The following is a 13,263-nucleotide window of genomic DNA, read 5'->3' on the forward strand; positions in this document are numbered from 1 at the left end:
GTGCAGATCTACAACACAGAGCGGCCTCACATGGCCCTGAAAAACAAAACGCCCGATGCGGTGCATCGGGCGTTTTGAGGTCTATCGGGCTACCTGAACAGGTGTAAACCTATTTCAGGACTAGACACTCATTTTCGTAAGCCATTGCTACTGACCTGAAGGCGTAACGTCTATAGCAACTGCGCGCCAATGCACATTTGACCAAGGCTGGGCCTCACGCCACGTCAGCTGCACACTTGGCGGGGGATCAGTGATTCAAAATTGAGCTACGAAAGTCATGTCCCGTTGATGCCACAGGCGTCTGAAAGTGGATTCCGGTATTTCAAGCTGCTTGCGGGCCTCCTATTGAGTAAGCCCTTGCGCTTTTAGCTCCTGTGCAGCCTGCCTCTTCTTTTCGCCAACCGAGGCTGGCTTGAATAGGGTGGCCACCACCCGCGTGGAGGTGGTGGCCGGTGGTGCCGAACTCCGTCAGAACAGCACCTGTCCGGTCAGGCTTGTTGCTTCAGTGTTTGAGACGTCAGCTACAGGCCTGGCCAAGGCCTGGCAGAAAGGAAACCTCACAGCCAGGCTGGACTCTTCAAACGCCGGTTCCTTCTTGCCTCTAGATTCTGAATCCACCCACAAGGCGTTGGAGTCGGAGCGCTTCTTCATCCAGCGCTACGCAAGCCGCTAACGATGATTTTGCATTCTGGATGTTCTTTCCGTTCAGATCGCTGATCTGGTTGATATCTTGATTGAGGGTGTCAACGACCGCGCTTTGCTCTTCCGTCGCGGTAGCCACCGATAGGTTCTGGCCGTCAATTTGGCTCATCCGCACAGTGACTGCGTGGAATCGCTCGCTCGCGTCTTTAGCTATTTCCAGGCTTTTCTGGCTATGACTATGGCTTGCCGCCATCTGATCAACTGCTGCCTTAGCACTTGCCTGTAGTTCTTCAATCAGCCCCTGAATTTGCGATGCAGAACTTTGGGTTCTATGCGCGAGGCTGCGAACTTCATCGGCCACAACGGCAAAGCCGCGACCGGCCTCACCCGCTCTGGCTGCCTCAATTGCTGCATTCAGCGCCAGCAAGTTGATCTGGCCTGAGATGCCCTGGATCACTTCCAGGATTTCGCCGATGTTGTCTGTTCGTTGGTGCAAGTCCTCAATGCTTGAGGAGGCGGTATCGATAGCTTCGGAGAGTGTCTCCATGGCCTGACGACCATGATCCAAAACAGATTTTCCGTTCTCTGCCTGATTCCGTGCTGAAGTCGCAGCTTGCGAAGCGGAAGCTGCATTCCCGGCTATTTCTTGGGTGGCAGCGCCTAGCTCGTTAATGGCTGCGGCAACGCTCTGGGTGCGCTGATCTTGCTCGTCAGACTGTCTGAGTGAGGCGTTGGATACATCTAGGACTTTACCGGACGCTTTCGTGAGCTGGCCTGCGCTGAGGGAGACTTCTTTCATCGAGCCGTGAACACGTTCAACGAAGCTGTTGAAGGCCGAGGCCATTTGTCCGAACTCGTCGTTTCCAGCGTTAGGTAGGCGCTTTGTCAGGTCGCCATCACCTTTTGCCACTTCTATCATGGCCTGGCGCAGGCGATGTACTGGCTTGAGCAAAGCGTGAATGAGCAAGCCCAGTGTCACGAGAACGACCAGTGCTGCGGAAACGGTCGCTACGATTGCCGACTGTAGATAATCGGTCAGAGGCTCGTAAGCCAGCTCCCTGTCGGCGGCGATACCTAGATACCATTTCACAGTGGGAAGACCTGGAATCTCCTTGAAGGTGATTACGTAGCTTCCCTTATCCGATTCGATGTTCTGGATGGTGCCGTCGACGATGTCTGGCTTGGATTTGAAAAGGGTGGAGATGTTTTTGAGCACTGCATCCTGGTTTGCGCTAACCAACACTGTGCCAGCTTGGTCAATCAGAAATGCTTGGCCTTTGCCAGATTTGTCGTAGGCGGTAACCAGCGCTTGCAAGGTATCCAAGATAATATCGCCACCAATGACACCGCTAATGCGTCCATCACGCTTCACTGGGGTGGCGACGGTCATGCCTAGTCGTCCGGTGGAAGCAAAAATGTAAGGTGGCGTCAGGCTCATGCCGCCAGCATTGATAGCTGATTGGTACCACGGCCTCTGACGTGGGTCGTAACCGACAGGAGTTGGGCGGGCAGGACGGTTGATATAGGCACCGTCAGCTTGACCATAGAATGTCGTGAAAAAGCTCTTCTGGTAGACGTCCTGCTCGAGGAGCTCCGACGTATCAGCGGGTGAGTTTTTTCTGGATACCGACTCGGCTTGTGATTCGACCAGCTTGATTTTAGTGTCCATCCAACCTGCGATATTGCTTGCCGTCAGCATCGAGCTTTCGCGAAGGTTGGCCTCAAGATTGTTTCTGATCGTCTCGCTCTGCAACTGCATTTGGTAAACGGAGAATGCTGCAAAGGCGATGGTCACCACGCAGGATGCGGTAAGCAAAATCCTTTGATTGAAAGAAAGAGCTGTTTTCATTGATCACTCTCTGAATTCATCAGCTGTCCGACGCCTTGCGGCAATGCGCTAGCTGCCTAGACACTGTGGTGCTGGGTCTTGTTTGTGTTGCCAAAGACTTGATCTGTCAGGAACTGCTCATCTGCTGTCAATTTCCAGGGAGGGGCGCGCCTCGAGGGGGGCTCAAGGCGCTTCCTGGTGTTACTCGTTATGAGCTACCGCTTCCCCGAGTGAAGCCTTAGTTGTCGGGCTAGGTGCTGGCTTCCCTTGCCATTTCGCAATGACCAAAGGTGCCAAGGCATTTCCGAGGACATTAAGGGTGGTCGTGCCCATGTCCATGATGCGGTAGATGCCTGCGATAAATGCGATGCCTTCGAGTGGAAGGCCGGCGCTGGCCAGCGTTGCGGAAAGGATCACGAACATGAAGCCCGGAACCCCAGCAGCGCCTTTGGATGTCAGCACCATAGTCACGACGAGCACGGCTTGTTGCCCCAGAGTCAGATCAATGCCGTAGAGCTGAGCGACGAAGAGCGTGCCGATTCCAAGGAAGATGGAAGCTCCATCCAGGTTGAACGAGTAACCGACAGGGACGACGAAGCTCACGAGCTCCCGTGGGGCTCCAAACTTCTCAAGTTTGGCCATGAGTTGCGGCATGACTGCCGTCGAGCTTGCACTGGAGAACGCCAGAACCAGCTCGTCCTTGATATGACGAATGAGGCCGAAGAAGGGGATCCCGGCCATTCTTGCCACTGAACCCAAGACAATCGTTGCGAAGAGGAACAGGGCGATATAGGTGACGAGAATGAGCTTGGCCAAAGGCAGCAGCGAGGAGAAGCCGAAGTTGGCAACCGTCACCGAAATCATGCCGAAGACACCGATTGGTGAGTAGGCCATCACGATGGACGTCACTCTGAACATGGCATCGCTCATGCCCCGGAATACAGCTAGAACTGGATCTTTTCGTTCTTTTGGGAGGCCAGACAGACCGAGGCCAAACATGACAGCGAAGAACAGGACGGGCAGCAAACTTCCCTTGGCCATCGCGTCGACGATGTTGTCAGGAACGATCCCCAGGATCAGTCCCGCTACACCTTGATGACCACCCCCTGCAGGAAGGGATACTTCTGCAGCATGGAGGTTATGAAGGTCGGTTCCGGCACCTGGCTGCATCAGGTTGCCCAGAACCAAGCCGAAGATGATTGCGCTTGTGGTGATGCAGAAGAAGTAGAGGAGGGTCTTCACACCCATCCGACCTAACGCTTTTGTATCGCCCTGTCCGGCGATACCGACCACCATGCAGCAGAAAACGATTGGGATGACGATCATCTTCATGAGCTTGATGAACAGGTCACCAGCCGGTTGCAGGATATTGCTGATGAGCCACGGACTGGCATCTGGGAAATGATTGAGGATGGCACCCAATGCAATACCGGCGACAAGGCCGATCAGAATCTGGGCAACCAGAGGAATACGTGGTTTATGCATGTCCGTCTCACAGATTGGTTCAGCGGCAGGATCTTTTTGTAAAGGAATGGGGGCTAATGCCCCCGATGGCTCTCAGGTGTTCTTCGCTGGTTAGCGCAGAGATTCGCAGGCACGACGGATGCGTGCGCAGCCCTCTTGGATCACTGCTTCACTACTTGCAAACGACAAGCGAACGTAGGGGCTGATGCCATAGGCTGCGCCGACTACAGTGGCCACTCCTGCTTCTTCAAGCCAGTATTTGACGACGTCGCCGTCAGTATTGAGCAGCTTGCCGCCAGGGGTCGTTTTGCCCAGAAGACCCTGAACGTTCACGAACAGGTAGAACGCCCCTTCGGGGACGGTGTAGGTCAGGCCTTGTACCCCTTCAAGAGCGATCAACATGATGTCGCGACGGGTGCGATACAGGCTCGCCATCGCCTTGACGGGAGCTTGATCGCCGGCAAATGCAGCGACTGCTGCGGCCTGGCTTATGGAGCTTGGGCAGGTGGTGCTCTGAGAGAGCAGCTTGCCGATGGCCGCGATCAGCCATTTCGGGCCGGCGCCGAAGCCAAGGCGCCATCCGGTCATCGCGTAACCTTTCGACGCGCCGTTGATGATGAGGATGCGGTCTTTCAGGTCTGGTGCCGCTGCCGGGAACGAAACATAAGGTTCGTCTCCGTAAACGAAGTGCTCGTAGATCTCGTCCGCCATGATCAGGACATGTGGGTGATCACGAAGTACCTGGGCGAGGGCCTTCAGTTCAGCAGCACCATAGACAGCACCACTCGGGTTGTTGGGGCTGTTGAGGATGACCCACTTTGTCCTAGGGGTAATCGCTTTCTGCAGTTCATCAGGCGTCAGCTTAAAGCCGTTTTGCTCGGTGCCATGGATGACAACCGGTGTGCCGCCATTGAGCTTGGTGATGTCCGGATAAGATACCCAATACGGGGTGTGAACGATGACTTCGTCATCGGGGTTAAGCGTCGCGGCCAGTGCTTCAAAGATGACCTGCTTGCCGCCGGTGCCGGCTACTACCTCATCTAAGGTGTACTGGAGGCCGTTATCTCGGGCGAGCTTGGTGACAATAGCTCTGCGCAACGCTGGGGTGCCCAGCGTGCTGGTGTAGTGAGTTTCACCCGTTTCCATCGCCTTGCGGGCCGCTTCAACGATGTGGGCCGGGGTATCGAGGTCAGGTTCGCCTACGGTGAAGTTGACGATGTCGCGGCCTTCTGCACGCAACTGAGCAACCAGGGCGTTTGCGGCAACGCTTGGGGAGGGAGCGATGCTCAGCACGCGTTCAGACAGGAATTTATTGCTCATTTCAAGTGCTCTCACAGCAGACCGGATTTAGCCAGCGGATTGTTGATCCAAGATTGGTCTTTCGAGCCGTTGGCAATCTCTGCTTTAACCCGCTCTTCAAGGGCTTCGTGGTCACGTGCCTTGGCCAAGACTTCTTCTGCATCTGCTTGAGAGAAGGCAACTACACCGTCTTCGTCGCCAACGATAATGTCGCCTGGATTGACAATCATGCCGCCGATGCTGACTGGCACGTTGACTTCGCCTGGGCCGGTTTTATAAGGGCCGCAATGCACAACAGCTTTCGCGTAGCAGGGGGTGTCTGCGAAGCAGGCGACGTCGCGAATGGCGCCATCGATAACGAAACCTACGCAGCCATGTTGGAGGGCATAAAGCTTGATCAGCTCGCCGATCATTGCGTTGGTAATGTCTCCTTGACCGTCCACAACCAGGACATCGCCAGGCTTGAGCATGGTCAGGGCTTTGTAGATGATCAGGTTGTCACCTGGGCGCGTTTTCACAGTCAATGCGGTACCGACCAGCTTGCCGGTGTGGTTGTAGCGAGTCAGGCCACGCGCACCGATGTGGCGGCCCATGTTGTCGCTGATGTGCGGAGTGACAACAGAGCGGAAGGCTTCGATGATGCTCGGTGCAGCAGCGGGAGCCGGTGGGTTGAAGCGATTGCCAAGGGACATAGGTTATCTCCGTCTCACGAATGGTGTTGTTTCATTTGATGATAGGGAGATAACTCGAATGCTTTTAGCGATATTTTTGAATGTGATACCATCGCTTTTTGTAAAGATTTGCTTTTTATCCATCCCTTGAAGGCTCAGTCGGCGGTGGCGGCAGCAGGTAGACAGCCTGCTGCGAATATTTTGCGAGGACACCTCCCTTGGTGACATTCAAACAACTCGAGGCACTGTACTGGATCGCTCAACTGGGCAGTTTTGAGTCGGCTGCTGCCAAGCTGAACATGTCGCAGTCAGCTATCTCCAAACGCATTGCTGAGTTGGAAGAAACCTTCAATGTCGCAATGTTCGATCGGTCAAGGCGGACGGCACGGCTGACGCCGAGAGGGACATTGTTGCTCGAGCATGCAACCGATTTACTGTCCCGTCGCGATCAGATGCTCGGGGAGGTAAGTGACAAGGCGGCCCTGGTGGGTCGATTCCGAATTGGCGTTACAGAGCTGACAGCAATGACTTGGCTACCTTCCCTTGTGGAGGCCGTCAGTGAGGTCTATCCGCGGCTGCAATTGGAACCCTTGGTAGAGGTTGGTGCCGATCTGTTCCGGAAGCTTGAGCAAGATCATCTTGATCTGGTCGTTGTTCCAGATGTGTTCGGTGATGCCCGCTTTACGCAGGTGATGCTGCAGGGCGTTCGTAACGCCTGGATGTGCTCGCCTCGACTGCTTGATATCGAGCGGCTGTGGACGCTTGAGGAGCTGTCGGATCAAAAATTACTGACCCAAGGCATCTCTTCAGGGGCAGGGCTTTTGTATCAGCGTTGGTTCGCCAACCAGGGTGTCAATTTCTCCAGATCGGTGACGGTGAACAACTTGCTAGCTCAAGTTGGTTTGGCCATGTCGGGCTTAGGCGTTGCGTACTTGCCCCGTGACTGCATCGAGCACCTGCTGGAGCGGGGAGACCTACGGGAGATTCGGTGTGAGCCGGCACTACCTGATACCAACTACATCGCGTTGTACCGACCTGATCGCTGGGTGGGGGTTAGTGCAGACATTGCTGCGATGGCCGAGAAGCTTTGCAACTTCTCTCGTCTTCTCATCGCCCGCTGAAAGGTTACTCATCGTAAACGTAGCCACCCACACTGAGCTGCCACCTGGCGCCGTCGAGCACGGGGGTGGCAGCTGTTTCTCCTGCGACGCCGAAAGGCCTCGCCTGAACGGTGTGGGCGTGTTCGGTCAGATCCTGAAACTACCCACCAGTTGCTTCAACCGCCCGGCCTGCTGTGCCAGCTGGTCGCAGTGGCGCAGGGTTTCGTTGAGGTTCTCCACACCTTGCTGGTTCAAGGCGTTGATCTGGGTGATGTCCAGGTTGAGGCTTTCGACCACGGCGGTCTGCTCCTCAGTGGCCGTAGCTACGGACTGGTTCATGCCATCGATCTCGCCGATACGCTGGGTCACGCTGGCCAGACGCTCGCCGGCCTGGTTGGCCACCTGCACCGTCTGCTCGCTGGAAACCTGGCTGGTGTTCATGGTGTGCACCGCTTCGCGCGAGCCCACCTGCAGGCTGGTGATCATGCGGTGGATTTCTTCCGCCGATTCCTGGGTGCGGTGCGCCAGGTTGCGTACCTCGTCGGCGACCACGGCGAAGCCTCGCCCAGCCTCACCGGCACGTGCCGCCTCGATCGCAGCGTTCAGGGCCAGCAGGTTGGTCTGCTGCGAGATGCCCTTGATCACGTCGAGGATCTTGCCGATTTCGTCGGTGCTGGCGTTGAGCGTTTCAATCTGCGCGCACGACTCGCTGATGCGTTGCGACAGGGCAGTCATGGCGCTGATCGCTTCTTCCACCACCTCACGGCCGCCGTGGGCCTGTTCGCTGGCGCCGCTGGCATGCTGCGAGGCATCGGCGGCGTTGCGGGCAATTTCCTGAGTGGCGGCACCCAGTTCGTTGATGGCCGCCGCAACGCTGTTGGTGCGCATGCTCTGTTCTTCAGAGCCGCTGATCGAGGCGTTGGAGGCGCTGACCACTTTTTCCGACAGGTCGTGCACCAGGCGCGTGGCCGACGATACTTCGCTGATCGACGCATGAATACGCTCGACAAAGCGGTTGAACGAGGTGGCCAGCTCACCGAATTCGTCCTTGTTCTGCACCACCAGGCGGCGGGTCAGGTCACCTTCCCCCTCGGCGATGTCGCGCATGGCGCGGCCCATGGTAGTCAGTGGGCGCATCAGCACCGGGATCAACAGGCCGAGCAGGCCGGCGATGGCGGCCACCGCAATCAGCATGGCAATGATTGCCGAGGTGCGGAACTGGCTGAGCGCAGCGTAGGCCTTGTCCTTGTCGATCGACAGGCCAATGTACCACTGCGCCGAAGGCAGGCCGGCGACCGGGGCGAACGAGATGATCCGGTCCTGGCCATTGAGGGTGACATCCTGCATGCCGGCGGCAACCCGCAGGTTGCTGCCGGGGTAGATGTCCTTGAGGTTCTTCATTACCTGGTCTTTGTTGGGGCTGACGATCACCTGGCCATTTGCGTCGGCCAGGAAGGCGTGGCCCATGCCGCCGAAATCGACCGAGTTGATGATTTCGACCAGGGTATCGAGGGTCACGTCACCACCGACCACCCCGATCAGCTCGCCATTGCTCTTGCTTTTCACCGGGGTGGCGATGGTCACCATCAGGCCGCCGACCGCGCCCTGGTACGGGGCGGTCAGCACGGTTTGCCCGGCGTTGGCGGCGGCGCCATACCATGGGCGCTGACGTGGGTCGTAACCGGCGGGCATCTGGGTATCCGGGCGCTGGGTGAAGACGCCGTTGGCCTGGCCCAGATAGGTGAACAGGAAATTGCGCGTATACGACGGCTGCTCTATCAGCCCGGCCAGGCTGTCGCCGGTGCCTTGCTGGCCGATGTCTTGGGACAGGTTTTCCAACACCAGGATCCGCCCGCTCATCCAGTTCTGCACGCTGCTGGCAGTCAGCGCACCGGACTGCTGCACCGACGCTTCGATGTTCTGGCGGATGGTGTTGCGTTGCAGGTAGTCGTTGTAGAGCGTGAACAGGGCAAATGCCAGGACCACGACGCCGCCGGCGCTGAGCAGGATCTTGTGGCGAAATTTCAGGTTCATGTTTCGAGACCTTGAGCCAGGGAGGGGAGGGCGCAGCGCGCTCATGACGTTCTGCGGGGCCTATCGACCGAGATATCGGCTCAATGGGTAAAAGATTGAAGTACTTACAGAAATTTCTTACGGACCTTTCGACGGGCGGCAGTCAAGGGTTGGCCAGTTGTTCGATCAGCAGCTTTGCCGCCTGCTGTAGCGGCTGTTGCTTGCGCCACAGGACATGCACCGGCAGCTGCAATTCGTTGCGCGTATTGCGAAAAGCCAGGCGTAACAGGCGCCCGTTTTGCAGTAACGGAGCAACCCGTGACAACGGCAGGTCGCCCCAGCCCAGGCCGGCCTCGACCATCTGCAGGGCCAGGTCGAAGCTGTCGGTTGCCCAGTGCGTGGCGCCGATCAATGGCCGCGGGTCTGCCAGCGGCAGGTCGCGGCTGCGCACCAGAATCTGACGCACCTGGGTCAGGTCCTCGAGGTAGTGGATGCGCCCCTCGCGCAACGCCGGGTGGGTCGGCGCCAGAATGGCCACCAGCGCCTCCATGCCGATGTGGTGAAAACCCCGGCGAGCGTCCATCTGCAGGCTGGCGAAGGCCACACAAAGATCGGCACGGCCGCTGTCCAGCAGGTGCAGGGCTTCTTCCTGTGGCGCACTGAGCAGGGTGATGTCGAGTAACGGGTAGCGCTCACCCAGGTTGGCGATGGCCGCCAGCAGGGGACCGTGGTCGATGTCAGGTACCACCGCAAGGGTCAGGCTGCTCTCCAGCCCTTGGGACAGCTCAAGGGCGTGCACCTGAAGCAGCCCCAGTTGCTCGCCAATCAGCCGGGCGTGCGGCTCCAGGGCCAAGGCCTGTGCGGTTGGGCGAACCTCGCGCGGGCCACGCACGAACAGGCTGTAACCCAGTTCTGCTTCCAGATTGCCGATGGCCATGCTCACGGCGGAGGGCACGCGCTTGAGGGCGCGGGCCGCGGCGGAAAACGAACCGCGATCGAGCACGGCGAGAAACAGCTGGATGTTGTCGCTGGAAAAGTTCATGGCAGCCTCCTGTCAGTAGATTTGACAGCTGCTGACTTTTGCTGTCAAGCATGGTGAAGCATGATCACGCCCCACTATTGTCATTGGAGGTAACCCCGGGTGCAGGGACTGAAACGCAAACTGGTCTACGTGACTTGCTATGAACTGATCGGGTTGTGCATGTCGACCCTCGGGCTGGCCTACCTGTCGGACACCCAGGCGTCACATACCGGACCGCTGGCAGTGATGATCACCACCATCGCCATGCTCTGGAACCTGATCTACAACACCTTGTTCGAGCGCTGGGAGAGCCGCCAGGCCAAGCGCGGGCGCAGCGTGGCGCGGCGGGTGGCGCATGCCATCGGCTTCCAGCTGACGCTGGTTGTGTACCTGATCCCGCTGATTGCCTGGTGGCTGGACATGACATGGGTGGAAGCGTTGCTGGTGGACATGGCGTTCATCGTGCTGATCCCTTGCTACACCTTTGCCTACAACTGGGCGTTCGACCGCATCTTCGGATTGCCCACCTCGGCGTTGGCGACGGTCTGACCAGGCTTGTAGCGGCCGTATCGCCGCTCCGCGACTTTTCGTACAAAGCCTAGGGCGGCAGGCGAATGATCAAGGGTTCCTGCGGCTGCCGCACCTGCTGTTCTTCCGCTGGTTCCACGGGCCGCGGCGCACTGGCCAGCAAACTGTCCTCCACCTGCCCCGACAGGTAATACACCCCTGCCATGGCCCCGCTTTGGCGGTTCTCCATCAGCTCCTGCCACTCTTGGTTCAGGGCCACGTTGAGGATTACCCGCAACTGCTCGACCATCTGCGGGTGGTCGCGGTCATGGGTCATCATCCCGTATCCGGCGGCGGCAATCGAAATCATCGCCCCTGCCACCTTGCCCACCGCGGACGCCACGGCACTGGCAATGCCACGCGGGGCCAGGGTGGCGCCGAGTTTTTCGCTGGCCTGGTTGGCGACCGAACTGAGCCCGACATCCGTCCTGCCAGGGCCTTTGATGGCCTGTTGGTGCAAGTGCTGGCGCATGGCCTGCCAAGCGGGTTGCTGGTCCAGCGACTTGGCCCGCAGCAGCGTATAGAGGCTGGCATTGCGCGCATCGGGCGGCCCCAGGTTGATGGCAGGGATGCGGTTGAGCCGTTGGCTGAATTGTTCGGGTGGAGCGTTGTAGCGGCTGATGATGGCCGGCAGCTGCTGGCCAAGCAGTTGCACATACAGTTCACTGGCGCGGTCGCGGATGCCTTCCGGGTTTATCTGCTCGGCTACCGGCTCGATTACCCGCTCGTGGTACTGCTCCTGCAGGTATAGGGCCAGGCGCTTTTCTGCTGGCTCCCGGCCCTCACCGCTGTCGAGTTTGTACCAGGCCACCTTGAGGGTCAGCCATTGTTGAGTCCAGTAACCGGTAAACCAGGGGATGAAGTCGGTTTCAGTGCGTTGTTGCACTTGTTCCTTCCACACCCGCATCGAGCGACGGGCGTAGTCGTTGGCCGAGCCAGCGGCGCCGACCGAAGCATCGATCAATTCCTGGTCGATACGTTGCCAGGCGGCGGGGGTGAGCACAGCCGGCGGCGGTGGGGCAGGCGGGCGCTTGCCTGCGCAGCCGCCCACGGCCAGCAGAAGGCACAGCGACAGAATGATGCGAGAACTCACGCGACCGCCTCCCTGGTAGAGGCTGGGGTGGTGTTCCGAGTATAGGGGCGGCAGTCAGCCACTGCCGTGCAGCCCATCGCCAAGCGCTGGCGTGCCGGGGGCCTTGCGTCGCGAAAGGGCCGCAAAACCCCGCCGGGATCGCGTCGTTAATCCAGATCGAGCTTTTCTTCCAGGCGGTCGAGGTGCGCGTGCATCAGCCCCAGTGCCGTCTCGGCATCGCCCAGTTCCACGGCGTCGATGATCGCCGCATGCTCTTCCCAGGCACAATGGTCGCAGCATGGCGATTCGTAGCGGGCAATGATCAGCGAGGTCATTGGCACCAGGCCATTGAGGAACCGCGCCAGTGGCGCATTGGCCGCGACCTGGGCCAGCTTCAGGTGAAACTCACCGCCCAGGCGGATTGCCGCACAACGCTCGCCACTTTCATGGTGCTGGCGCTCTCGTTCCACCAATTGCCGCAGCTGCCGTACCTGAGCCGGGCGGGCGCGCTGGGCGGCCAGGGTGATCAGCGTCGTCTCGGCCAGGCGCCGGGCGCTGAGCACCTGGCGTGCCTGGTCCGGGTCGGGCGCCGCCAGGTGAGCAGTGTGGCTGGGGCGCTGCACCACCACTTGCTGGTCGGACAAGCGCCCGAGCACGCGGCGGATCACCGTGCGGCTGACCCCAAAGGCATGGCCCAGCGCCTGCTCGGGCAGCAGGCTGCCGGGCGGCAGGCGCTGTTCGAGAATGGCGTCGAACAGCCGCGGGTAGATCTGCTCGGCTGACAGGCGGGTTTCGCCGGCCGCGAGCAGGGCAGGCAGGTGGGGGGCGGCGTTCATGGTCGCTCTCCTCGGGTCATGGATGCGGGTGTTCGTCCGGGATGTTCAGTGGGATGCCCATGCGCGCGCCTTCGGCGAGGATGTGCTGGCGCATCTGGGCGCTGGCCTGGGCGCTGTTGCGTTCGCGTATGGCGCGCACCACTGCTTCGTTTTCTTTCAGCCGCGCGGCCAGGTGTTCAGGCGAGTTGCGCAGCATGTCGGCGCTCTGCTTGAGGGCATTGCCGGTTTGCTGCACCACACTCTGAAAGATCGGGTTGGTGGTCAGGGCGAACAGCGCCTCGTGGAAGGCAATGTAGGCCTTGACCCCGGCTTCGCGGTCATCGGCTTCCAGCGCTTCGCGCATGTCCATCAGGGTCAGGCGTAACTGGCCGATGTCCTGGCTGTTGGCCGACTGTGCCACCAGGCCGACGATGAACGGTTCGAGGGTGTAGCGCAGTTCCAGTACGTCGGCCAGGCTGGCCGCCGCACTGGTGTCCAGGCCCGGTTCCTGAGCGGTATCGGCATCCAGCACCAATACGCCCTTGCCCGGCAGTGAGCGCACCAGGCCCAGGGTTTCCAGCACGGTCACCGCTTCGCGCAGGCTCGGGCGACTGATGCCCAGTTGCTCGGCCAGCTCGCGCTGGCCTGGCAGCATGTCGCCGCTGCGCCATTGGCCGCGGGCCAGGGCGTGGCGCAGTTTTTCCACCACTGAATTGACGACGGTTGATGAGCTGATCACGTTTTGCTCCTGGATGGGCCGGCTTCAGTGCC

At 59.4% G+C, this 13,263-nt stretch carries 12 protein-coding genes and 1 pseudogene; 3 read left to right on the top strand and 10 right to left on the bottom strand.

The features are described 5' to 3' along the window. Positions 1–78 (top strand): integrase core domain-containing protein (locus DMX11_RS13490; protein WP_146146908.1); only part of this gene is annotated, 78 nt, incomplete at its 5' end. A 523-nt stretch (positions 79–601) separates the two neighbouring features. Here the strand turns inward: DMX11_RS13490 and DMX11_RS13495 are convergent. The 4 genes from DMX11_RS13495 to DMX11_RS13510 all read right to left on the bottom strand — a co-directional run bounded on the left by DMX11_RS13495 (position 602) and on the right by DMX11_RS13510 (position 5,925). Then, the gene (locus DMX11_RS13495) at positions 602–2,491 is read right to left on the bottom strand and encodes a methyl-accepting chemotaxis protein (RefSeq protein ID WP_110744970.1); all 1,890 of its coding nucleotides are present in this window, start codon (positions 2,489–2,491) and stop codon (positions 602–604) included. Positions 2,492–2,671: 180 nt separating this feature from the next. Then, positions 2,672–3,955: a cation:dicarboxylate symporter family transporter gene (locus tag DMX11_RS13500; protein WP_110744971.1), complete on the bottom strand. Its 1,284-nt coding sequence runs from the start codon at positions 3,953–3,955 to the stop codon at positions 2,672–2,674. A gap of 90 nt (positions 3,956–4,045) precedes the next feature. Next, positions 4,046–5,254 (bottom strand): aminotransferase class I/II-fold pyridoxal phosphate-dependent enzyme, encoded by a 1,209-nt coding sequence (locus tag DMX11_RS13505; RefSeq protein ID WP_110744972.1) that lies wholly within the window; start codon positions 5,252–5,254, stop codon positions 4,046–4,048. An 11-nt stretch (positions 5,255–5,265) separates the two neighbouring features. Then, a complete protein-coding gene (locus tag DMX11_RS13510; RefSeq protein ID WP_110744973.1) occupies positions 5,266–5,925 on the bottom strand; it encodes an RraA family protein in 660 nt (219 codons plus the stop codon). 197 nt (positions 5,926–6,122) lie between these two features. Between DMX11_RS13510 and DMX11_RS13515 the strand changes: the two genes are divergently transcribed. Further along, the gene (locus tag DMX11_RS13515; RefSeq protein WP_110744974.1) at positions 6,123–7,025 is read left to right on the top strand and encodes a LysR family transcriptional regulator; all 903 of its coding nucleotides are present in this window, start codon (positions 6,123–6,125) and stop codon (positions 7,023–7,025) included. Positions 7,026–7,151: 126 nt separating this feature from the next. Here DMX11_RS13515 and DMX11_RS26465 read toward each other — a convergent pair whose 3' ends face one another. From DMX11_RS26465 to DMX11_RS13525, 3 genes and pseudogenes are all read right to left on the bottom strand, one after another. After that, positions 7,152–7,892 carry a methyl-accepting chemotaxis protein gene (locus tag DMX11_RS26465; RefSeq protein WP_370290711.1) on the bottom strand — a complete coding sequence of 247 codons (741 nt, stop codon included), beginning with the start codon at positions 7,890–7,892 and terminating at the stop codon, positions 7,152–7,154. Between the two features lie 114 nt (positions 7,893–8,006). Beyond that, positions 8,007–9,083 (bottom strand): annotated as a pseudogene (gene mcpA, locus DMX11_RS26470) (methyl-accepting chemotaxis protein McpA); the annotation flags it as partial. A 97-nt stretch (positions 9,084–9,180) separates the two neighbouring features. After that, the gene (locus DMX11_RS13525) at positions 9,181–10,059 is read right to left on the bottom strand and encodes a LysR family transcriptional regulator (RefSeq protein ID WP_110744976.1); all 879 of its coding nucleotides are present in this window, start codon (positions 10,057–10,059) and stop codon (positions 9,181–9,183) included. Positions 10,060–10,158: 99 nt separating this feature from the next. Between DMX11_RS13525 and DMX11_RS13530 the strand changes: the two genes are divergently transcribed. After that, positions 10,159–10,587: a PACE efflux transporter gene (locus DMX11_RS13530; RefSeq protein ID WP_110744977.1), complete on the top strand. Its 429-nt coding sequence runs from the start codon at positions 10,159–10,161 to the stop codon at positions 10,585–10,587. A 49-nt stretch (positions 10,588–10,636) separates the two neighbouring features. Here DMX11_RS13530 and DMX11_RS13535 read toward each other — a convergent pair whose 3' ends face one another. The 3 genes from DMX11_RS13535 to DMX11_RS13545 form a co-directional block, all read right to left on the bottom strand. After that, positions 10,637–11,698 (bottom strand): hypothetical protein, encoded by a 1,062-nt coding sequence (locus tag DMX11_RS13535; RefSeq protein WP_110744978.1) that lies wholly within the window; start codon positions 11,696–11,698, stop codon positions 10,637–10,639. Between the two features lie 146 nt (positions 11,699–11,844). Then, positions 11,845–12,513, bottom strand: coding sequence for a GntR family transcriptional regulator (locus DMX11_RS13540; RefSeq protein WP_110744979.1), 669 nt, complete (start codon positions 12,511–12,513; stop codon positions 11,845–11,847). 16 nt (positions 12,514–12,529) lie between these two features. After that, positions 12,530–13,231, bottom strand: coding sequence for a FadR/GntR family transcriptional regulator (locus tag DMX11_RS13545; RefSeq protein ID WP_110744980.1), 702 nt, complete (start codon positions 13,229–13,231; stop codon positions 12,530–12,532). Positions 13,232–13,263: the final 32 nt, after the last annotated feature.

This window comes from Pseudomonas sp. LB-090624 (genome assembly GCF_003205205.1).
GTDB lineage: Bacteria > Pseudomonadota > Gammaproteobacteria > Pseudomonadales > Pseudomonadaceae > Aquipseudomonas.